We start from the raw sequence: 22,038 nt of genomic DNA on the forward strand, positions 1-22,038 counted from the left end.
AAACTATATGTCCCCAGACTACGACCAGAGGACTCTTTCACGTCGACAATCAGCCGTTGTAACACCGTCCACTGAACTTGGAGGGACCGATCTCCTCAGCGGTTATCAATCGATTTACATATGTGGGTGGCGATATAATGGGTCTTGCCAGGTCTCTTCAACGGTATCTTGAGGACTCAACAGACCTCATTGACGACGTATTGTGGTTTTAGGTCATCGTTCAGACACGGTAAGGGAAACAGTTATTTCCGTCCTTCCGAATTGTGAACCAACGACTACGATGCCTCCGGAGACTAACTGTGCCAGTAGAGGTGACGATATCTACCACCCATCTGGTATCATTAAAGAAGAGACCAATGCGTGGGCTTTCGCTGAGGAACACGGTGCGTCTGATCTTGATGATGTACTGGAACGGAGCTGGCAGGACGTTGCGTGGTTCTGGGATGTCGTCGTCGATTGGCTGGATATTGAATTCTATGAGGATTATCACGTAGTTCTGGATGATGGTGACGAACCGCAGTTCTCGGAGTGGTACGTCGGTGGCCGATTAAATATCGCTCACAATACCGTTGACTGTCATGCGGACCAGAAGGGCGATGATCTCGCCCTTATTTGGGAAGGTGAGAACGGAGCCTCTCGCGAAGTTTCATACCGGGAACTGCGCCGGCAGTCAAACCGGGTCGCGAACGCGCTGCAAGCATGGGATGTGAGATCTGGAGATACAGTCGGCCTAATGATGCCGATGGTGCCCGAGACGGCTGCGGTGATTTACGGCGCATTGAAACTCGGAGCCGTTGTCGTGCCGCTCTTTTCCGGATTCGGGAGCGGCGCCGTGGCTCGCCGTCTGCGCGACGCCGAGTGTTCTGTTCTGTTTACTGCCGACGGGTTCCTGCGACGTGGACAGGACATTGTGATTGGCTCAACCGTTACTGAGGCGATAGCGGACATCGACTCCCTCAAACACGTCGTTGCATACGACCGTCTCGGCGTTGAGTACGACCGGGATAGTCGAGAGGAGCCGTGGTCCGTTGCTGTCGAGACGCGGTCGAGCAGTTTCACTACCGTCGAACTCGACGCCAATCATCCCTCGATGCTTCTCTACTCGTCGGGAACGACCGGGCGGCCTAAAGGCACGATACAGACGCACGCTGGTCAGCTCGTGAAGACGGCCAAGGACGTTCACTTTGACTTCGACCACAGTCCCTCGGATCGATTCTTCTGGATGACGGACATGGGTTGGGTGATGGGGCCGTGGACACTTGTGGGGAACCACGCACTCGGCGGGACCATGTTCATGTACGAGGGAGCCCCTGACTACCCAGATGCCGGTCGTAGCTGGCAGCTGGTTGAGGACCACTCATTGACCGTTTTCGGGACAAGTCCGACTGCCGTCCGAGCCCTTCGTCAGCAGGGCAACGAGTGGCTGGAGCGCTCCGACCTCTCCTCGCTACGAATTCTCGGATCCACAGGCGAACCCTGGGACAGCGAGTCTTGGCGCTGGTTCTACGAGAACGTTGGAAAAGGAGAGTGCCCCATCATCAACGTGTCTGGTGGCACCGAGATGGGTGGGCACTTCCTCTCGCCGCTCCCCGGTCAACCGCTCAAACCGTGTACGGTTGGCAAACCCGGATTAGGAATCGACGCCGACATCGTGAACGAACAAGGGGAGAGCGTCTTAGGGACTGGCGAACGGGGCCATCTCGTCGTGCGATCGTCATGCCCATCGATGACGGACTCGCTTTGGGAGGGGGTCGACCGGTACCTCGAGGAGTACTGGTCGACGTGGCCGGACATAGACATCTGGGACCACGGTGACTGGGCTCAGCGGGACGATGAGGGGTTCTGGTATATTTATGGGCGCGCCGACGAGGCCATCAACGTTGCCGGTCGGAAGGTTGGCCCTGGTGAGGTCGAAGAGGCACTTCTCCATCATCCCGGCATCAACGAGGCAGCGGTCGTTGGTATTCCCGACGAGATTACGGGCGAGGCCATTGTTGCGTACGTCATTCTCCGCGACGACGTAAAGGAGTCTGAGGAACTGACAGAGGCGCTCCGGGGCCAAGTCGGCGACGAGTTCGGCAAGCCATTCCGACCACAAGAAGTCCGATTCGTCGAGGAAATGCCCACGAACCAGAGCGACAAGATACTCCGGAGTCAAATCCGCCACAACCACACCAAGACAGAGTGATACCCGACAGATGTCTACACTCAGTGACAATTCAATTCACCTACCCGACTTGTGCGTGGTTACGCAGCCGGCGCGACGTGAGTCTGGAAAGACCCACGCCCACCAGCTTCTCGACATCCTAGCTGCCTCAACGTCTGTCGTCCTCCTGACTGCGAATCTCGCCAGTGACGCGCCCGTGCGCAAGGACCACGACGTAGTAGAACTCACGTCCCGTGGGACGGGCGACTCACTCCTTGTCACTGCGTATCGGTTCCTGTGGCACCAGTTACTTATGGCCAGTACCATTCGCCGCCGTGAGGAGCAGGTCGTCCTGTTTTTCGGTGCGACTGCATACATTTTACCGATACTCGTAGCTAAGACTACGGGCAAAACCGTCATCGTCGAACCTCGAGGTGATGTTCCCCTGTCGTTACGACTGACATGGGAGAAACAGATTCCGAGACCTCTCGCCCGAGCACTAGCTGGTCTCGTCTCGTTGCTTGAACATTCTGGCTACATAGTTGCGGACGCCATCGTCGCCTACACGCCTTCGATGGCTGACGAATTGGGTCTCAACCGGTACGCCCATAAGCTCCACACGGACGGTGCCCGCTATGTCGATGTTGACCACTTCCAGCCGGAGGGTCCTTTTGAGGCACGACCGCTCACAGTTGGCTATCTTGGGCGCCTTGATGTTGAGAAGGGTATCCCGACGCTGGTGGATGTGGTGAAACGGCTCCCCGAAGAGATTGGGTTCCGGTTTGTTGGTGATGGCGACTACAGGGAGGTCGTCGAACGCGAACTCGCAGACGAACTCGAATCAGGACGGGTCGAGCTGACTGGATGGGTGGACCACGACGAGGTACCGGCGGAACTTAATCAGATGCGACTACTTCTGCTCACTTCGGAGCCGACGGAGGGGTTACCGACTGCAATTCTAGAGTCCTTTGCCTGTGGGACACCCGTATATGCGACATCTGTATCGGGGATTCCTGACGTGGTCCGGGACAGTGACACTGGGTTCCTAATGGACGAGCTAGATTCCGCGGTGGTTGCTGGAACCGTTGCTCAGGCCGTGGAGACCGGAACGCTCGCCGAGATGAGTGAGCGGTGCCGCGAAATGGCCGAGACCGGTTTCAACTTTGAGGCGGCCGTCAAGCGGTACCGAGAGATTCTTGCGTCGGTTGTCTGACTGTGGTTGGTGTTTTCAATCCAGATTCTCTGCTCACATGGGTTCTGAAACCAATAATTATGTCTACACTCCCTTTGTCCAAGCCTGTGCTACAAATCCGGCGAAACAGGGCTCCTCTCATACCACTCTTACAATGTGATCGGGAAGCACTCCGACCGTTTTTTTTCGAAACCTCCTCGAGATAGCGAAGAGAACGACAATGAATGTGAACGCGCCGGTCAACACTAGCCCCACTGTTACGTACATGTTCGACCAGGGAAGAAGCGCTCGCAATAGCCACACAAATCCCCCCATCACTACGCCAGCTAGTATCTCGGTTCCGATATCGTGAACTGGAATATCTGGTTTGCCAAGTAGCTTCGAGACGTAATAGTATCCAAATACAATAACGAGGAGTGAAGAGACGGCCGTTGCAATGGCAGCGCCAACCCATCCGTATAGGTTAATGAGAACTAGGTTGAGAGTGACGTTGGTAAGTATGAACAGGAAGTTAACTTTAAACATCAGGTCAGGTCGATCAAATGCATTGATCAGGTTCTCGAATTGTGTTCCATATGCGTCAATACCGCGTGCAGTGATGAGAACTATCAGGACGACGTTACCCTTTACGAACTCAGGACCGTAGATACGGAGAATTTTCGGTCCAAGTATGAGTGCTCCGATCAACCCCGGGATAACAAACAAACCAGCCGCGAACAAGCCTTCGTTTAGTAGATTTAGCATTCGGTCTGTGTTATCTTCCATAGCGACACGACTCATCTCCGGAAAGAGTGTTTGCTGGACAGCGTTGCTCACGAGAATAAGGACCGAAGCGAGACGCCATGACACTTCATAAATACCGATTAAGCCGGAACTCACGAACAAACTCAGGATTAGCGTGTCCATCCAGGCGAAGGTCTTCCCTTTCATGTTGCCGAGCCAGGAATACTTCGCATACGAGGCAATCCCCTGGAGATGCGATAGTCTAGGTAAGGCAAATTCGACTCGGGAGAGTAATAAGCCAGCTGCGACGGCGAGGACGAGACCTATGACGTGTCCGCTAACGAGTGCTATAACACTGTATCCAAGGGCCACAAACAGCAACTGTGCCGTAACGCGAACGATTCGGTCGAATGTCTTCAACAAGCCGGAGTATGTGACGAGGTGTTGTCCTTTGAGACTCCCTGTTATCGACAGAAATCCGATATTACCCAGGAAGACCAGCAGCACGAATAAGGCAATCTCAAGGCCGATGTACGTGTTCAGATGTCCTCGAAACGTAATCACTGTCACCGTTATGGCTATGGCGAGGAATCCGTTGAGTAGGAATCCTGCCGTGAGGAACTCTCCCTGTTCAATCTCCTCGCTCATCCGCTTTGCGATGGCTGTCGTGACCCCATTGGTGGGTATCGACAGCCAAGCAACTAATGCGATGATGACATAGTACTTACCAAGTACGCTTGCTCCAAGCACCCGGGCGAAGTAGACCGTGGCGAGGAAGCCGACGATAGACGTGACGACATCGGAGATAAAGTAAACGACGGATGTCTTCGCCAGCCGCATTACGGTTAGCGAAGAAACGGCCCAATAATTGTCTTTTGATGGCTGCTCACGTAGGTGGACTGTTTTGTTGATTGGAGCGTGTCATAGAATTCGTCTCATATCTTCTCACAGCCCGGCTCGTTTCCTCGTTCGAAGTTGGTAATTGCAACGACGATTCGCAGACACAACGCGAGGAACACTTCTGTTCGGCTGCCGTGTTGAATAGATGCTGAGTCACGGTTAGAGCGGTTCACAAAGCGGTTCTATGTTCGAGATTGCGAACATAAGAACGATTTCACGGAACTGCCGATACCAGCCGAGCGCTCGCACGGCATGAGCGACCAGTGCAACTTCTGACCCCTGATCCTGAACGGGAACTTCGAGAGACCAATGTTGGAGACACTGGCGAACTGACCGGCCGTGTTTGTCTGTTCTCCAGGTACGGGTCAAAACTAACGCAGACCACTCTCGCCGAGCGAGCGCTTCGTTGTCGAATACGAAGTCTCGGCCATCCAGCGCTGAGAGTAGCCTTTTGCCCGGATGAGTGCGTTGTGCCCTAGCGTCAACGGTCTCGATCCCCCGCTGTAAGATGAGTGGTTCGACGCCAAGTGCGTAGAACTCGTATTTCGTGATCCAGTTGTGGAACGCTTTGTCGGCGGCGACGGAGAGCAGGTCGTCCGCGTTCCGGCGGACGACCTGCGGCCCGGTCTTCGTATCGTGTTTCCACCGCGCCGAGATATGTACGTCAAGGACGGCAAGAGACTCTCTGTCAGTTAGTGTCGTCACTTTCAGTGTTTGAACGTTACTTCCTGACCGCTGGCGGTAGTACGACGAAGCTGATCGACGGTCGAAGAACGTGCTGTCGAGTGCAGCATGGCCAGACTGCGGGTGTTGCTGCGCTGAAACGCGCAGCAACGCCCGCCAGACCCACATTTCCAACCGGTCGAACGATTTGTAGATCGTACTGTAGTCAGGGAGATCGTCAGGATCTATACCAAGTGCGTCACACATCTCGGTCATATACTTCAGCCGATTCGGCGTTTCTCGGTAGCTGTGGCCGTCTTGAAGCCGAAGACAGTGCAGGACGACGCGCTTCCAGCGGGCGAACCCGCCGCTGGCGGGCTCGTCCGCGTGCTTTCCCAACGCTTGTTTGGCTGGGTGCCGACACTGCTCAACGAAGTCGAGGAGGTCGATCTCCATGGTCAGAGTCGAATTCCTCGACTTCACCCTTCTAACCCGTGATATCAGCCGATTGGACCGCTATTTAACACGGCAGTTCGCGCATGGACGTGGCCTCGGGCGCGGACGTGCCCGAGGCCGCAGTCCTTGACCGCGTCGTTGGTTCGTTCGACCCCCTTCCGGTTGTTGTACGTCTCGTCCAAGATCAGTACCTCACAAAGCCGGTTAGTTAGAACGTCTGCTTGCTGCGAATGTGCCTAGCAAACAGCAGCAAGCAGACAATGAAATTCACGAAGACCAGCTCCTTAACTTTCTCGTCAACGCTCTCGACCAGGAAATCTCTCTTGACCTCGGTGCTAATGCTGAAATCGATACTGAGGACATATACGAGGTCCTCGTCGGCGCGTGCGCCGACGGGACCTCGATCTCTACGCTCTGTAGTTCCAGCGAGAACTCACCCGCAGCAAACACGATTCTCTACCATCTGCGGACGAAGTTCGAGCTGGAACGGCTCGAACGAGTCGCTAACACGCTCCTTCGGCGGGATGTCATCGAACTACTTCCTGAGCAGGTGGAGGTCTGCGCAGACCTCCACCTGCGGCCCTACTACGGTAATGAAGACGACACGGACGGTCTCTATCACTCCGAGGCCAAGCGTGGAACCACCGCATTCCACGCTTATGCGACACTCTACGCGCGTGTGAAGAACAAACGGCACACGCTGGCGGTGCGCCGTCTCGAAGACGGCGACACCGCCAGCAGTGTCCTCGCCGAGTTTCTTGGAGTCCTCGATGGCCTTGACGCCGAGGTCAAGGCCGTCTACCTCGATCGCGGATTCTACGACAGCAAGTGTCTCACGCTGCTTCAAGCGCACAACTACGCTTACGTGATGCCGATCATCAGATGGGGTGAGACGATTCAGCAGGAACTCTCGGAAGGATGGAGCCGCGTCATTAACCACGATTTGACAGGGAAACTCGACGGTCACAGCTGGACCGTCGAGTTTCCCGTCTACATCGACTGTACGTACCTGAACGGACGGTACGACGAGAACGGTGTGGCGCGTCACGGCTACGCCGCTGACGCGCCGTTCATCGAGACCCCACGCGCCGCTCGATACCACTACTCGAAACGCTTCGGTATCGAGTCGAGCTATCGCTTGTCTGAGCAAGCGATAGCGACGAAAACAACGCGGGACGCGACAGTGAGATTGCTGTACGTCGTGGTGAGTCTCCTCTTGCAGAATGCGTGGCGGTATCTCCACTACGAATACGTGGCGACGCCCCGCCGAGGCGGGCGTCGCCTCTGGTGGTGGCCGTACAAGGAGTTCGTCAATATGGTTCGGCGGGCCGCGTGGACGGCCCTCGCAGTGCGTCGGGGCGTCCCCGCGAACCGACCACCTGATGACCGGTTCCACCGGTAATCACCGACCGAGTACGCCGCTTCGTGAGTGGCAACGCTGTCGCGTCGGCGGCTGATCGCCGCCGACAGCGACAGCTCCGGCGTCGATTAGCGTTCTTTGACCGCTATCGACGACTCATCCCAACAGAACAGGTGACTCAGGTCAGGTTAACTGGCGATGCTTTGTGAGGTACTGAAGATGGATTGTTTCAGCTGCACCTCCTCGGTGTGTTCCTTGATCCGGTCTTCGATCCTGTACTCGATGTCTTTGGGGTCGTCAGTGTTTCGCGAGTTGTACGGAGCGATTGGCACGACCCCTGCGGCCAGCAGGTGGTCGTGCCAATCGAGGATGTCGTAGGTGCTGTCTCCAAGCATCCAGATCGGTGTGCCGACGGCGAGCGCGTCACCCGTGACGCGCATCGCCGTCTCCTGATCCGCTTGTTTGGCTTGTGTGAACTCCACCGCGATCGGGATCTTTGAACCGGTCGAAACGATCGTACAACCGAAGCCGTAGTAGTACTCCTCAGCGGTTGGGTCGTAGTTCCAGGAGGCAGCGTTGTTGTACTGGATCGCTTCGACGTGGGTCGAATCGATTGAGTACGTGGAGTCGAGCCTGTCGAAGACATCGTCAATGACGTGTTCGAGGTCGGTGAGAAAGCGGTCAACCGTGTCTCTGGGTGGCGGTTTGTCGAGTCCGCAGTAGTACCAGACGAGGCTGTGCTGGAGTTCTCGCGTGACCGGACGTGTGCCGTAGACATCCTCGTAGTAGTATTGCAGAAAGCCACGAAAGAGATCCGGTGGCTGGTGCACTCGTGTTCGCCCCCTCGAAGCGGTGGCGAACACGTCATATTCCATCAGAAACTCGAACTCAAGATGTTCGAACAGCGGTACTGTCTCCGTAGCCGCCGCATTCAAGAAGTCGTCTACCGAAGCGACGTCTTGCGAGGCGTTGGTACTGCTGGACACAGTTTCCAAGCCCTCCGGCCTCCCAAGGGAGGCTTTTTATGACACGCTCATAGAACAGAAACTGGACGCGTGGATGGCAGAGCACGGCAACCGTTTGATCTCGCCAAGGATGGCGGTTTCCAGATATCATACGAGACCAACTGCAGGATCTCGGGTACGTGATGGGGTAAGTGTCACGTCCGAATACGAAGCATTCTTTATTAGACTCGACTTGGACGATAATAATGTATACCCTTTCTGACCTACGGAAGGCTATTCATCATCCCATTTTTTTACTCCGGGAGGTGAATATCCTCTACCACAGTCGCTTCCGGAAAGTAGACTACAATAAGAGCGGTGTCGATATCTTCGACGAGGATTGGGACAACTTGATTTTACTCGACGCCTGCCGGTACGACGCGTTTGCAGAGACTGTGGATCTTGAGGGCCGTCTTGAGAGTCGTATCTCACGTGGTGCCACCTCGCCTGAGTTTATGAGAGGGAACTTCACCAATGCCATACACCATGACACCGTCTATGTGACCGGGAACGGCTGGTATTTCAAACTTCGTGATGACATCAATGCCGAACTCCATGCTGAACGAAATGTACAGCACGACGGAATCGACCCAACGCCAATTACTGACGCAGCTCTTGAGGCGACAGCGAAGTACCCAAACAAGCGTCTCATCATCCACTACATGCACCCCCACTACCCGTATCTCGGCAAGACGGCGACCGAGGACCGCGGAGGGTTCAACCTGCAGACCGACGGACTCCTCGGCGACATCCAGCGCCGTGAGGTGTCGATACCGGATGAGGTAATACGTCAAGCGTACTTGGAGACACTTGAGGCAGTCCTCGATGAAGTTGCGAGGCTTCTGGATACTTTTCAGGGAAAGACCATCATCTCTGCGGACCACGGTGAATTGCTCGGCGAGCGCTGTTTCCCGCTCCCCATCAAGGACTACTCTCACCACGGAAAGCTATATGTAGAAGAACTTGTCAAGATCCCGTGGTTCGTCCACGAGACGGGTGAGCGTAAGGACATCGTGGCCGAATCGCCAGAGGCGAAGGTCGAGACCGACGAAGAAGCAGTCGATGAACGACTCCGAAAGCTCGGCTACAAGCTCTGATTCAATTCGTCAGCCGCTCTTGCCACCGCTCAAGGAGCTGGAACGCCGCCTTGTTCTTCGCCGGGAGCAGGGACGCGCCTAGCGTAGCGATAGCGCGGTAATCAGAAGGATCCTGTTGGACCACGTCAAGGAGGACACGACGGGCCTCACCGAACCGGCCCGCGTGGAACAACTGCTTTCCGTATCGGTACTTTGCCATCCGCTCTCTCTCGGTCCGGTACTCACGAAGTTGGGGGAATTCTTGGCAGAGAAGGTCTATCTCCCGGCGCTCATTCTCGTACATCATGTCTGGATTGCTGGTCGTGGAGTCGTCGCGTCGGCGCTTGTAGGCAAGGGCGTCATTGATTCGCGCGACCGAACACCGCCTGAACAACCGGACCCAGAGGTGAGGGTCCTCTCTCACTTCCAGATCCTCGTCGAAGGGGACGTCTTCGAAGCATGTCGTCCGGCCGACGACCGTGAGGTGAGGGATGCCGTGTCCGACTCGGAAGAAGTCGATATAGTGGCACTCCTGGTTTTCGACGGGCAATGAGGAGAGGTAGGTCACCGAGCCGTCCTCATCGATGACGTATTCGTCCGTGTAGACGATGTCGACTCCCTCTTTGAGGCGTTCAACCTGTTGTTCGAGTTTCTCGGGTGCGTAATAGTCATCGTCGGCAAGGAATCCAACGTACTTTCCGCTAGCCGCCTCAATACCTGCGTTCCAGGCGGCCGGGAGGCCGGAAGGCTCTTGAAACTGGTACTCGACCCAGTCATGGTCCCGCGCGAGGGTTCGAAGCCACTCCTCGCCCGAACTGTCTATGATGACGAGTTCCACGTTGTCATAGGTCTGATTGGCGACGCTCTGTAACGACTGCCCGACGAGGTCCAAGTCGGGTTCGTAGGTCGCAAGCACGACAGAGACCAGCGGCCCCGTTCCCGTTTGCTTCTTTTGAGGAAAATCGAGGTCCGGTCCAATCATCGCCTACTGGTATTCAGCATCGGCATTTCAATGTCCCGGTCCACAGTACGAAACAAATTTCAATACAGGTTAATTCATACAAACATGGATATTCCCCTTGCACTCCCGACCATCTCTGACGAGATGGTCAGCGAGGTTGAGCGCGTTTTGCGCAACGAGTTCTTCCTTCGAGGCGAGACGGTCGCGGCATTCGAGGAATCCTTTGCCGAGTACGTCGGGACCGACGAGGCCGTCGCCGTGAGCAGCGGCACGGATGCGCTACATCTCTCACTGGAGGCCCTCGGTGTTGGGCCGGGGGACGCCGTCGTGACGACGCCGGCGACGTTCATCTCCACCGCGAACGCCATCGTCGCAACGGGGGCGGAACCGGTCTTTGTCGATGTCGACTTAGACACATACACAATCGACACCGAACAACTGGAAACGGTCGTTGACCGGCGCGACGACGTGGCAGCAATCCTTCCGGTCCACTTGTACGGGTATCCCGTCGACATCGACGCAGTTCGTTCGGTGGCGGGCGATGTTCCTGTTCTCTCTGACGCCTGTCAGGCCCACGGTGCCACGCTCCGTGGTGAACGCGTCGGTTCGATAGCGGATGTCGCTACCTTCTCGTTTTATCCCTCGAAGAACATGACCGTGGCCGGTGACGGTGGCATGGTCACCACGGACGACCCGAACGTCGCCGATATGGTCCGCTCGCTCCGTGACGTGGGACGCGGTGAGGGGAACTACGAACATCCACGAATCGGCTACACGGCCAGGATGGACACGATGAACGCGGCAGTCGGTAAGGGACAGCTACGTCACCTTGACGACTGGAACGAGCGGCGCCGTGACGTCGCCACAGCGTACACCGACGGCCTCGACGGGATTGGCGACCTTGTCCTCCCACCCGACCCCGGCGAGGACCGGGAGTCTGCGTGGTACCTCTACGTCGTCCGGACGGCTGACCGAGACGCACTCCAGTCACACCTGGAAGCAGCAGGCGTCGAGACGGGTATCCACTACAGTACGCCTGTTCACCTTCATCCCCCTTACCGAGACCGTGGGTTCGAACCCGGAGCATTCCCAGAAGCAGAACGCTGGGCGGAGGAAGTACTCAGCCTCCCTATGCACCCGCAGCTCACGGACCAAGAGGTTGAGTACGTCGTGGAGTCCGTTCGGGGGTTTTTTGCGTGAACGTCGGCGTCGTGGGTCTCGGATACTGGGGTTCCAAAGTCATCGACGAGTACGCCACGCTCCGCGATCGAGACGACATCGACCAAGTGATCGCCATCGACACGGATCCGGACGCACTCGCGTCGGTGTCGTGTGCTGATGCGGCCCACGAGTCGGTAGAGGCGGCGCTGTCTGAGGTGGACGCCCTCCACGTGGCCACTTCAAACGCCACACACTTTTCCATAGCAGAGACGGCACTGAACGCCGACGTTGACGTACTGGTCGAGAAACCGCTGACAACGGATTCCCGGACAGCGTACGACCTGGTGGAACTGGCAAGTGAACGCGGCCGAATCCTTCAGACGGGGCATATTTTTCGATTCGCGAATGTCGTGCGACGAGTCAAGCAGGAGTATGAGGAGGGTCAATTCGGCGAACTGAACCATCTCTCCCTTCGCTGGACCCACGAACTCGACACCTACCGCGAAGCCGACGTTCTGTGGGACCTTCTCCCTCACCCTCTTGACATCCTTAATTTCGTCACCGGCGAGTGGCCCCGGGATGTGACTGGTGTGTCGACAGTGGACGCGGACGGCACGCGAACGGCAGCACAGGTCGGCCTCGATTACGGTGACTTCGCCGCCACCGTCGAGGTGAGCTGGGTCGACAAGACTCGGCGGCGCACGCTTGAGATTGCAGGGTCACGACGGTCGTCCGTGATCGAGTGCGTAGAGCAGTCTATTACTCACCGTGATTCCAACGGAGAGTCGGCAGTTGACGTCACGGCGAACAACACAATACTCGCTGAGGTGGAGAACTTCATCCGCGCCATCGAGACAGGTGAGAACACGTTCAACTCCGCAATCGTGGGCGCACGGACAGTCGACGCGATTCAGTCGGTCGTGGAGGAACTCGACGAATGACGGATGGACCACGGTACGCCGTCCAGTCGGGCGTCGAGGCCGCGGATGACGTGACCATCTACGACCAGGTAAACCTCTATGAGTGCGAACTAGGCGACGGAGTCAAGATAGACGCGTTTGTCTACATCGAGGAAGACGTCATCGTCGGTGCTGGCACGACAATTCGCCCCTTTAGTTTCATCCCGACCGGCGTCACGCTCGGTAAGGACGTCTTCGTCGGTCCAAACGTCACGTTCACAAACGATAAGTATCCCAGCGTCAATGGTGACTGGGAACTACTGGAGATGACTGTCAAGGACGGAGCGGCCATCGGTGCTGGCGCGGTCATCGGACCGGGAGTGACCATCGGCAAAGACGCGACGGTTGGGGCAGGTGCAGTGGTCCTTGACGACGTTCCCGCCGGGGCTACGGTGGTGGGGAACCCGGCGGAGAGCATCGACAGATAGGACAAAGCAGGCAGGATTTTTGTCACACGGCCACTTTGGCGTTCTAATGAATAGTCAGCTAGGCGTGGACGCCCGACTACGTGTTTGCCTGTCGTGGGCCAGCACCGACTCGAAGTATTTCTTTGATTTTCCAGCCCTGTTTGCAATAGGATTCCTGGCACCCAGCTGAGTATCTCTTTTGCTTTCGTGATATCCCGACAGCGCTGCTGTGTGTCTCTTCTGGGGTGGTTCGTATCCGATTGCTCTTCGTATCTACGACACGCAGAACGCTCCCGGCGAGTCCGTTTTATCGCCATCTCGTCCGCCTTGCCGATGTTGACGATGTCTCTTTTGAACCCCTCGGTTCCGCCGAAGATGATAGTGCGACTGACAGATAACGAATACTACCGACTACGTTGCAAGGGGCCGCAAAACTCTTACTTATATCCAAGAGCCGACAGCTGATCTGTCACGTCTGGCTCTTCTGTCTTCTCGAACGTTTCCTCGGCGGAGTACGTGTTCTCGTCGAAGGCCTCAGTGACGACCCAGGGGACATTGCGAACACACTGCATCGGAAATCCACTGTGTCCGTAGACGCCGAACTCCCCAAGTGCTGTCCCGTGATCAGACGAGATTATCATCTGTTCGGCATTCAGATTCTCTCGGAGTAACTCCACGTCGTCAAGCACGTATTGGAGATTATCCACGTATGATTGGATTACGTCGAAGATGTGAATATCTCCCTGCCTGATGGCATTCCAGCGGTCCCAAACACCACCGCTGCCGAACGAATCGTTCGGTTGGTCGTCTTGCAAACTTGGTATCGATGGGAAGTGGGGTTGCATGTAGTGGACGATGAGGCGAACGTCCTCGTCTTCGTATCTCCGTCCAGCCCTGATGGCCGCGTCAGTGACCGGCCGTGCCGGCATCGCGTCCATCTCCCTGTCCCATTCTGCCTGGTAAACGTGTTCTACCTCCAGGAAATCCGAATCGTCTATGCAAGAACTGGCAAATGGATTTCCGGTCACATAGACAGTGCGACTCATTTCGCTACTGTAGGATTCGTGGAAGGTTCGCTCCATCCAGTCGTCTGACCGTCCAGCTATTGAGCGTCTCTGTCCGACATTGTCCATCCAAGAGTACTCTCGAGAGACGTGTTCGAGAGCGTCAACCCGACAAGCATCAAGAAGAACAAGGGTGTCCCAGTCATTCTCGTAGACATTGTGTCCCCTTTCTACTACCGTCCCGTATCGACGGAGAGCGCCTACATAGAGTTCGTAGGCACTTTCAAGAACGCCCTCGCGCCCCTTGCCGATACGCCGTCTCGTGTCCGTGAGCCAATCAACAAATGTCATTGGTAATCTCCTTTTGAATCATACTCGGACACTATCTGTAATGCCAATCAATGCACCGGTTTCCAGTAGTTGTGGCGAGTGACTCACTGCCAGGGACACAAGTTATGGCTAGATAAAATATCTCTCAGAATGTTGAATCTAAAGCGGCTAAACACCGACCTGCAAGCACATGTCCGTGCTCGTCACCGGGGCGCGGAGTTCATAGGGCCCAACCTCGCCGGGTACTCTTGAATGCGATTACACTGTCGTCATCCTCGATAACCTCAACCTGGTTACGACACTAATACCAAGCAACGGAGCCTCAACCAACAGGAGTTAGCATCGGAGTGTCCACCGTGACCAGTGCCAGTGGCCCATACTTGAGGTTCCTCCGCGAAAGTCTCGGCGTCTAACACCGACCATGCGCTCCTCAACTCCGGCAGCGAATTTTCGTGTGATCAACCAGCCGAGGTATCAGTCGGCCTCCGTGAGGAGCGCCATCACACTCGCTCGCGGTATAGCTGACTACTATATATCGTTAGGTTCGACGCTCTGGTGGTCCCACAGGAGGTCGACGTATTGCTGTAGTCCCGCCACAAACGCCCCGTTCTCGGTTATTGCGGCTTGACGCCTTGCAACGGGAACATCGTGTCCCCCGACAAGGAGGACGGCCTTCCCGCTATCGTAATCCAAGCTCGGGTCACCGATGGTTCCGCGGATCGGTTGTTGTTGCTCGGAGAAGCGGAACCGGACCTCGGGATAGTCGGTCTGGAGGCGCTCGACGATGTCCGCCTGTCGGGATCGATCATCATCGTCGAGGAGCGAGGGGTGCATGAACAGCACGCGGACCGAGACGCCCACATCCAGAGCATCCGCCAGTGCTGCTTCGACATCGTCGAAGTAGTCGAAGCCCTTTGTTATGACGTCGACGGACTCTGTGGCCACTCTGTAAAGCGTTCGCGTCTCTGTCTCGGAAGGGTCACCCACGTCGACGACGTAAAATAGTTCTTCGGTCGGAGTGATTTCGTCGCTCGCTTGCTGGTAGAGCGGTTCGAACGTGTCGACGAACTCCTCGCGGGCATTTTCGATCTCTTGGCGCTGGCGCTCGTAGCGCTGTCGCCGGTTCTCGACAGCCCTATTAGAGATTTCGGCTGGCGATTTCGGCTGGTATATTTTCGGTCTTCCTGGGATGACCTTCACGTAGCCGGCGTCGGCCAGAGTGTCCAGTACGCCGTAGATGCGTGCCTTCGGGATGCCTGTGGCCTCGGCCAGATCGGGCGCCGTCGTCCGGCCGAGTGACAGCAACTCACGTAGCGCGGTCTGTTCGTACTCGGTCAGATCGAGCCGTTCGAAGAACTCTAGTCCACGGTCGTCTTCCATTGGCGCAGTTTGTGATGGCCAGGACCAATGATTCTGCCGGTCGCGAGCGCACCCGGCCGTCTGGGCTCGAGTCACTGATAGACTATCATCATGACACTCCTGTGAGCTCCAACTTGGTGTGCGAGAAAGCCCTCAGCCTGGGCCGGTCACTCGTCGAGTTCCGCTGCTGCGTCGACGAGCAGCCCGTCGATGATTTCCGGCGTCGTCGGGTGATACGCCCGGTCCGGAATCTCTCGAACGTCAAGTTCCATCTCGACGGCCAGTTGCATCGTCTTGGCCATGACGTCTGCGTCGGGGTGAAGGCCCTGGTACCCGAGGACGGTGCCGTCCGCGCCGACGACGAGTCGAGCCAGCCCTTCGGAGTAGTCCCGACTCCGGAAGACACCCTCTCCGGAAACCTCGCGAGTGGCGACGACGTGCTCGATTCCCGCCTCGCTGGCCGACGCGGCCGTGTGGCCGAGCCGTGCGTAGGGCAGCTCTGTCAGGCCGGAGAAGACGACCTGGTGGGTGACGTTCTCGTAGGGTTGAACGGCCTCTCCGTTACGGTGTCGGAGGACGTTCTCGGCGGCGACTGCCCCCTCCTCTTTGGCGACGTGGAGAATCGGTTCCGCACCGTTTGCGTCACCGACGACGAACACGCGCTCGTCGTCGCGGGCCTGCATCGTGTCTTCGACCCACCCGGGTTCGGGCGTCAGCCGCGTTTCGTCCAGCCCCAGCCGGTCGAGTGCTGGCTTACGTCCCGTGAAGACGAACAACTGGTCGGCCTCGACCGATTTCTCATCTGTCCCGTCGTCGAGGACAGCCCGAACGCCGGCGTCTTCGGTTTGTTCCAGTCGTTTGGTCTCGGTGTCGAGGCGAATATCGACGTCGAAGTGCTCCCGGTAGTACTCGACGAGTTCGGACCCGAACACCGGGTCGGCATCGGGCAGGACTGCAGGCAGTTGCTCGACGACGGTGAGGTCCATCCCCGCTGCTTCGGACAGGTACGGGACGAGTTCCAGCCCGACGACGCCGAGGCCGACGACCAGTCCCGACTCGCCGAAGTCGGTCGCGTCGAGGACGTCTGCGCTGGTCTCGAACGGGACGTCCTCGATGCCAGGAATCGGCGGGACGTTCAGCGTCGACCCGGTCGCGATGACGACGTAGTCGGGTTCGATGACGTCGTCGCCGACGGCCAACCGGCGGTCATCGAGGAACTCGGCCGTCTCCCGTCGGAGGGTCACGTTATCGCGTTCGGCGAGACTCTCGACGTGCGAGCGGCGCCCGCTGGCGTACGTCGAGATGTTCTCGTCTTTCTGTTCTATCGTCCGCTCGAAGTCTACCGTGTGTGCCTCACCGCGAAGCCGGTCGTCGTCGCGGGCGGCGAAGCGTCGTTCGGCCACCGTGAGCAACTCCTTCGAGGGCATGCACCCGTCGAGGATACAGAGTCCGCCACCGGGGTCGCCGTCGTCGACGAGCGTCAGTTCCACGTCCGGTTCGTCAGCGAGGCGCTCGGCCACGACGACGCCGGCGCTCCCGTACGCGCCGACGACCGCAACATGCGTCTCCATATACGACGTAACTGCCCTGCGACCCATAATTGTTTGTATTGTCCTATATGAGCACAATTATCGTGTCGAACTCCGATATCGACACAGTCCGCTCACGGTGTGGGGCTATACCGTTATCCTCCACAAACTCTCGATAAGTGCGAAAATAACCTCCTTTATCGTTCTACCGTCCCTTCGAGTCACGTCGCACCTGGATATTTCAGGCGGACAGACCGGAAGACGAAGTGATTATGAGTGCAAAAATAGAACAATACTGCATGGTGGCAATAGCTCTTCTTCCGTCGCTCGATGAGGGCGGAGTCAGATGAGCGACGACGTCACGGTAGTCGTTCCGGCGTACAACGAGGCCGGGCGTATCGGTTCCACCGTTCGCGAATTCGTCGAGCGCTATCCGGTCGTCGTTGTCGACGACGGTTCGACCGACGGGACGGCCGCCGAAGCCCGTGCCGAAGGCGCGACCGTCATCGAGCAACCGGAGAATCGGGGATACATCGCCGCGCTGCAACGTGGGTTTCGGGCGGCATCCTCCGAGGTCGTCGTCACCTTCGACGCCGACGGCGAACATTGCCCGCGGGACATTCCGAAACTGGTCGAGCCAATCCTGGCTGACGACAAAGACCTGGTACTGGGTGCCAGACAAACGATTCCCCGGCCCTCCGAGCGGCTTCTGAACAGACTTGCCCGGTTGCGAGTCGACGTCAGCGACTCCGGGACTGGCTTCCGCGCGCTCCGTCGCTCTCTGGCCGTAGACCTGGAACTCGATACAGCGTGCACCTGTGGGACCTTCGTCCTGGAGGCCGCAGCGAACGGTGCCCGCATCGGCGAAGTGAGCACAGAGACCCGCTCGGTCGCGAAACCGCGCGGCATCGCCTGGAAACACGGCCGACAACTGTTCCACGTCGTCCGCTATTTGGTTCGCTGATTTTCAGAGCGCGCATTCCCGTTTTGAGTCCGGAACAACCCATCGTTCACCAATACCCGCTCGACGATGAGGGCGAGGATTCGGTGCAGGTGAACTGCCTCGGAGTCAAGCCTCGGTGCATTCGTTTCTACCGTCTGTCAACGGAAGCCATGCGGAGTCGAACTCACTCTGTAACGTGTGATTTATTTATGAAACTGAGTGTGAAATATACGTTTTCAAACTATCAAACCTGGTAATAAGACCTTACTGTTATATGAGGTGGTGGTCTACACGTCGCTAGGAACACGCAGTATCACGAGAAGGACATCAGGTTGGGATGGCACCCATCCTGTGTGCACGTCCAACTAAGACGGGCCGCTGTCTTAGCAGTTGTGGCCCATCTCGTATGTGCTGTGTGTCCGTGAGAAATCATGAAGCTACAACAACTTCGCAACGACGATGATGCAGTGAGCCCGGTTATCGGGGTCATCCTCATGGTCGCCATTACCGTCATCCTGGCGGCCGTGATTGCAACGTTCGTCCTCGGTCTCGGTGACCAGGTGAGTGATACAGCCCCGCAAGCGAGTTTTGACTTCGAGGAGAACAGTACCAATGTAACAATTACCCATGCAGGCGGGGCGACCTTGTCCAATTCGACTATCAAGGTGCAACTGAACGGAACCGCCCAGGGAGCGAAATGGAGTGGAGGCGTGTCAGAAATATCAGCAGGAGCGTCAACAACGATCAGTTCCAGTGGTAATGATGAGATTCGAATTACGTGGGAAAACGATGCTGGAACTGACTCAGCTACGCTACGAACCTACACAGCGTCCAGCTAAGGCAGAAACATCAGCAGCCACGGTACGGACGTAATAGTGTCTTAATCCGTCGGCTGACGGTCTGAAATTGATATATTTATCGAACGGGCGCAGCGAAGCGCCTCGGTACAACCTACGTGGGCGGTCGCTACGACGACCGTGAACTCGCGTTCAGGAGTACCAGCGCGTTCTTGAGTACACGAACAACTACCCAGACAAAGGATCGGCAGCCGTCGCCTCTGCACTGGAACTGCCGCGCAGTCGTATCCGTCCGTAGATGGATAACGGCGAAAAGCCGGACCCCAACGCGCCATCGAAATCGCCGCAGATTACCACGCCTAGCCGTTCGCGGGACTGAACATACTCGTCGCGTAGGTGTTTGCCGCTGGTTCGCTCTCGGGCCACAATTGGCGGGTGTGTTTCGTTGCGACCACCGAGGCCCAGAAGGCCTGCATCAAGACTGCGCTACAATCGGCGAATCTCACTCGCCAACGAGTATGCCGCGCTGAAGAGGATTCACGCGGGACCGAGATCCGGCCACGGGAGCATGCACCGGCCATAGACCGTCTGCTCCACGCCCCTGGGCCGAAACACGCAGACCGGGCCTCTGCTGACTATATTTCGGGAATATTCGCACGCAATCACAAGACGGCGGCAGAAGTTCTTATTATAACACATGATAATTTGACCAAAGTTATAATACGTTGGTATGTTTTTGGGTGATGTATGCGCGATAGGTACAGGTTTGTTGCCAGTCACGTTCGAGTCGTGGCCGCGCACGTTGGGGCCGTCTGTCCGTCGTCCAGTACGGACGCTCAGACGCAGTTCAAGGCCCCCGGGGAGCGCCTCGCCCGCTCCCTGTCACTCATACCGTTGGCGAGGGACGGTTGATACAATGCAGTTACGTAATACACTCCGGGAGTTGTACAGCGGGGAAGATAGGGCAGTCAGTCCGGTTATTGGTGTAATCCTTATGGTCGCCATTACCGTTATTCTGGCGGCGGTCATCGCGTCATTCGTGCTCGGACTAGGGCCGAGTGAAGCCGCGCCGAGTGCGCAATTTGAATTTGAGGAAAACACCTCAAGCAATAACAATCTTGCTGTTGAGATAGCACACCAGTCAGGTGATAAAATTGATGCTAGTACCCTATACACTCGGGGCAGTCTTATTAATAGCAGCAGTGAGATACCGTGGTCCAACAGTACTGGATCGCCGGGGGCATTTTGGGATAAGAGCTTCTCGGGTAGCGAGATAGGTTCAGGCGACTCAATCACGGTTAACGTCAGTGATAGCTGGGAACTCTCTGTCGTCTGGGAGAAAGGCGACCAATCCAGTGAACTGGCCTCACAGAGCAGCTAACTGAGTGTCACCAATTTTCGGCTCTTACATCACCTCCTGAGCGTCAGCTAAAACGAAAGCATACGTTCGCGTTCTCGGTGTCAAACTCCACGTTGGCAGGGACCTTACCGGACTACAGGTCGTAGACAGTTGGGCGGGAATCGGGTGTCCAAGCGAGCCGGAGACTTGTGGCGGTTGATGAATGTTCGGAACGCCAGCAGCTGTGGGTCTTGGCGGTCACTTCTAGCCACCAGTACGTGTCGAGTACGTCAGTTATCGACGTATACTGTAAAGAGTCCTCGGCAGAGAAACTACTGTCAAAAATATCTTGAGAAAATTACAATGTTGTGAGGGGGGACGTCAGGATTCGTCGCGGACGATGTCGTAGCCGAACTCGATGGCGTTCTCCGGCATGATCTCCGCGGTCCACTCACCGGCTTCGGGGTCTTCGACGCGGTAGGTGAACGTCTGGTCGCCGCCGTGCGTGCCGTAGGCAGAGCCGTCGTCGGCTGCTCGCTCGTCGGCGAGGTCGACGTGCCCGCTGTTGGTCGTGCTGACGCGCTCCGCGTCGACAGTCGTGCCATTCGGCGTGACGAAGGAGACGTCGAAACTCGCACCGTCAGCGCTGGCCGCGCGGCCCATCGGCGCGTCGAGCTTCAGGGTCAGCGTCGAGGTCTCCTCGCTCACGTCGAACGAGGTGGTGAACGGCTCTTCGGGCTGGTCCCAGACCTGGAAGCCGAGACCCACCTGCTGCCAGTACTCACTCTGGTCCGTCCGGGCCGGGTCCTTCAGGCCGAGGTTGAGTTCGACGTCGTAGTCGCCGACCGCTGCGTCGGCCGGGGGCGTCACCGTGACGGTGACGGTCGCCGTCTCGCCAGCGGGAATCTCACTGGGGGCGTCGATTTCCATCCAGGACCGCTCGAACGACGCCGTCTCCGTCGGCGGGACGCGGTAGCCACGCTCTCTGTTCACCGTGGGGTCGACGGGCACGGCCTGCTCGCCGGTGTTCTCGATGACGATGGAGTGCGTGTAGCTCTCGTCGGCCTGAATCTGCGTGTGCATGTGCTGGCCGTCGACGATGGAGACGGTCGGCTCCTCGTAGACGTCGACCGAGAACGTGGCAGCGTGAACGGGTCGCTGTGGCGTCCCGGGGTAAGAAATCATCTCGTCGGTCATCGCGATCATCCCGTGGTAGTTGCCGAGGTCAGCGTCCTCGGGGACCGAGATGTCGACCGTGATGGTCGTCTCTCCGCCAGATTCGAGCGTCACCTCGTCTTCGCTGAAGCTCACCCACTCCGACTTGACGGGCTGTTGCCCGACGGGAGGGACGTACAGATGTGGGTTGATGGTGACTGCTTCCTCGTCTTCGTTCGCAACGGTCACGTCGAACGACGTCTCCTCACCGGGTTTCAGTTCGAGACTCCGGTAGTTGTCTTCGACGTACAGGCGGGTGTAATTCGTCGGTGCCTGTCCGCTCTGACTGCTACTCGCTTCGCCGGTGGTCGCAGCTGCGTCTGGTGTGTCTGCCTGTGGCTGTACCTGGGTCGTGGCTGCACTGGCGGCTGGTGCCACCAGGGCGACCACGAGGAGGGCCGTGAGGATGTGATTTCGTTTCATCGTTTGCGTGCGGATTCCACCGTGGGCGGCCAACGGTGTGCAAACCCGCGCCGTGGAATCCGTCTTGCGGTGGTAGTGACGGGGATAAATT

At 57.3% G+C, this 22,038-nt stretch carries 16 protein-coding genes and 4 pseudogenes; 10 read left to right on the forward strand and 10 right to left on the reverse strand.

What is annotated here, in order from left to right; genetic code table 11:
- Positions 1 to 280: 280 nt before the first annotated feature.
- Both WDJ57_RS15630 and WDJ57_RS15635 read left to right on the forward strand, forming a co-directional pair.
- The gene (locus WDJ57_RS15630; protein WP_338901790.1) at positions 281 to 2,188 is read left to right on the forward strand and encodes an AMP-binding protein; all 1,908 of its coding nucleotides are present in this window, start codon (positions 281 to 283) and stop codon (positions 2,186 to 2,188) included.
- A gap of 55 nt (positions 2,189 to 2,243) precedes the next feature.
- Positions 2,244 to 3,359: a glycosyltransferase gene (locus WDJ57_RS15635; protein ID WP_338901791.1), complete on the forward strand. Its 1,116-nt coding sequence runs from the start codon at positions 2,244 to 2,246 to the stop codon at positions 3,357 to 3,359.
- A 117-nt stretch (positions 3,360 to 3,476) separates the two neighbouring features.
- Here WDJ57_RS15635 and WDJ57_RS15640 read toward each other — a convergent pair whose 3' ends face one another.
- The 4 genes and pseudogenes from WDJ57_RS15640 to WDJ57_RS15655 form a co-directional block, all read right to left on the reverse strand.
- Entirely contained in the window at positions 3,477 to 4,901 is a 1,425-nt protein-coding gene (locus WDJ57_RS15640) for a polysaccharide biosynthesis C-terminal domain-containing protein (RefSeq protein ID WP_338901793.1), read from the reverse strand.
- Positions 4,902 to 5,120: 219 nt separating this feature from the next.
- Positions 5,121 to 5,213, reverse strand: a pseudogene (locus WDJ57_RS15645) (IS5/IS1182 family transposase); the annotation flags it as partial.
- 132 nt (positions 5,214 to 5,345) lie between these two features.
- Positions 5,346 to 6,080 (reverse strand): annotated as a pseudogene (locus tag WDJ57_RS15650) (transposase); the annotation flags it as partial.
- Between the two features lie 44 nt (positions 6,081 to 6,124).
- A pseudogene (locus tag WDJ57_RS15655) lies at positions 6,125 to 6,265 on the reverse strand (transposase); the annotation flags it as partial.
- A gap of 47 nt (positions 6,266 to 6,312) precedes the next feature.
- On the opposite strand from WDJ57_RS15655, the gene WDJ57_RS15660 reads away from it, so the two are divergent.
- A complete protein-coding gene (locus tag WDJ57_RS15660; RefSeq protein WP_338901794.1) occupies positions 6,313 to 7,482 on the forward strand; it encodes an ISH3 family transposase in 1,170 nt (389 codons plus the stop codon).
- 176 nt (positions 7,483 to 7,658) lie between these two features.
- On the opposite strand, the pseudogene WDJ57_RS15665 reads toward WDJ57_RS15660, so the two are convergent.
- Positions 7,659 to 8,426: pseudogene (locus WDJ57_RS15665) on the reverse strand (transposase); the annotation flags it as partial.
- A 284-nt stretch (positions 8,427 to 8,710) separates the two neighbouring features.
- On the opposite strand from WDJ57_RS15665, the gene WDJ57_RS15670 reads away from it, so the two are divergent.
- The gene (locus tag WDJ57_RS15670) at positions 8,711 to 9,541 is read left to right on the forward strand and encodes a hypothetical protein (RefSeq protein ID WP_338901796.1); all 831 of its coding nucleotides are present in this window, start codon (positions 8,711 to 8,713) and stop codon (positions 9,539 to 9,541) included.
- A gap of 1 nt (position 9,542) precedes the next feature.
- On the opposite strand, the gene WDJ57_RS15675 is transcribed toward WDJ57_RS15670, so the two are convergent.
- Positions 9,543 to 10,502, reverse strand: a complete 960-nt coding sequence (locus tag WDJ57_RS15675) for a glycosyltransferase (RefSeq protein ID WP_338901797.1) — start codon at positions 10,500 to 10,502, stop codon at positions 9,543 to 9,545.
- Positions 10,503 to 10,586: 84 nt separating this feature from the next.
- On the opposite strand from WDJ57_RS15675, the gene WDJ57_RS15680 reads away from it, so the two are divergent.
- From WDJ57_RS15680 to WDJ57_RS15690, 3 genes are read left to right on the forward strand one after another with little or no spacing between them, the layout of a single operon-like run.
- Positions 10,587 to 11,681 (forward strand): DegT/DnrJ/EryC1/StrS family aminotransferase, encoded by a 1,095-nt coding sequence (locus WDJ57_RS15680; protein WP_338901799.1) that lies wholly within the window; start codon positions 10,587 to 10,589, stop codon positions 11,679 to 11,681.
- Complete coding sequence (locus tag WDJ57_RS15685; protein ID WP_338901800.1) at positions 11,678 to 12,583, forward strand: Gfo/Idh/MocA family protein; 906 nt, start codon at positions 11,678 to 11,680, stop codon at positions 12,581 to 12,583. Before WDJ57_RS15680 ends, WDJ57_RS15685 begins: the two co-directional genes overlap by 4 nt.
- Complete coding sequence (locus WDJ57_RS15690) at positions 12,580 to 13,029, forward strand: acyltransferase (RefSeq protein WP_338901802.1); 450 nt, start codon at positions 12,580 to 12,582, stop codon at positions 13,027 to 13,029. The genes WDJ57_RS15685 and WDJ57_RS15690 overlap by 4 nt, the downstream gene beginning before the upstream one ends.
- 416 nt (positions 13,030 to 13,445) lie before the next feature.
- Here WDJ57_RS15690 and WDJ57_RS15695 read toward each other — a convergent pair whose 3' ends face one another.
- From WDJ57_RS15695 to WDJ57_RS15705, 3 genes are all read right to left on the reverse strand, one after another.
- Entirely contained in the window at positions 13,446 to 14,363 is a 918-nt protein-coding gene (locus WDJ57_RS15695) for a hypothetical protein (RefSeq protein WP_338901803.1), read from the reverse strand.
- A gap of 507 nt (positions 14,364 to 14,870) precedes the next feature.
- Complete coding sequence (locus WDJ57_RS15700; RefSeq protein ID WP_338901804.1) at positions 14,871 to 15,722, reverse strand: TrmB family transcriptional regulator; 852 nt, start codon at positions 15,720 to 15,722, stop codon at positions 14,871 to 14,873.
- 146 nt (positions 15,723 to 15,868) lie between these two features.
- On the reverse strand, positions 15,869 to 17,272 hold the full coding sequence (locus WDJ57_RS15705) for an NAD(P)/FAD-dependent oxidoreductase (RefSeq protein ID WP_338901806.1): 1,404 nt from the start codon (positions 17,270 to 17,272) through the stop codon (positions 15,869 to 15,871).
- A 304-nt stretch (positions 17,273 to 17,576) separates the two neighbouring features.
- Here WDJ57_RS15705 and WDJ57_RS15710 point away from each other — a divergent pair, with 304 nt between their 5' ends.
- The 3 genes from WDJ57_RS15710 (at position 17,577) to WDJ57_RS15720 (ending at position 20,351) form a co-directional block, all read left to right on the forward strand.
- Entirely contained in the window at positions 17,577 to 18,194 is a 618-nt protein-coding gene (locus WDJ57_RS15710) for a glycosyltransferase family 2 protein (RefSeq protein ID WP_338901807.1), read from the forward strand.
- A gap of 410 nt (positions 18,195 to 18,604) precedes the next feature.
- Complete coding sequence (locus WDJ57_RS15715) at positions 18,605 to 19,012, forward strand: type IV pilin N-terminal domain-containing protein (RefSeq protein WP_338901809.1); 408 nt, start codon at positions 18,605 to 18,607, stop codon at positions 19,010 to 19,012.
- An 874-nt stretch (positions 19,013 to 19,886) separates the two neighbouring features.
- Positions 19,887 to 20,351 (forward strand): type IV pilin N-terminal domain-containing protein, encoded by a 465-nt coding sequence (locus tag WDJ57_RS15720; RefSeq protein WP_338901810.1) that lies wholly within the window; start codon positions 19,887 to 19,889, stop codon positions 20,349 to 20,351.
- Positions 20,352 to 20,690: 339 nt separating this feature from the next.
- Here WDJ57_RS15720 and WDJ57_RS15725 read toward each other — a convergent pair whose 3' ends face one another.
- Positions 20,691 to 21,947: an NEW3 domain-containing protein gene (locus tag WDJ57_RS15725; protein ID WP_338901811.1), complete on the reverse strand. Its 1,257-nt coding sequence runs from the start codon at positions 21,945 to 21,947 to the stop codon at positions 20,691 to 20,693.
- Positions 21,948 to 22,038 lie beyond the last annotated feature (91 nt).

Origin of the sequence: Salinibaculum sp. SYNS191 (assembly GCF_037338445.1) — an archaeon.
Lineage (GTDB): Archaea > Halobacteriota > Halobacteria > Halobacteriales > Haloarculaceae > Salinibaculum > Salinibaculum marinum.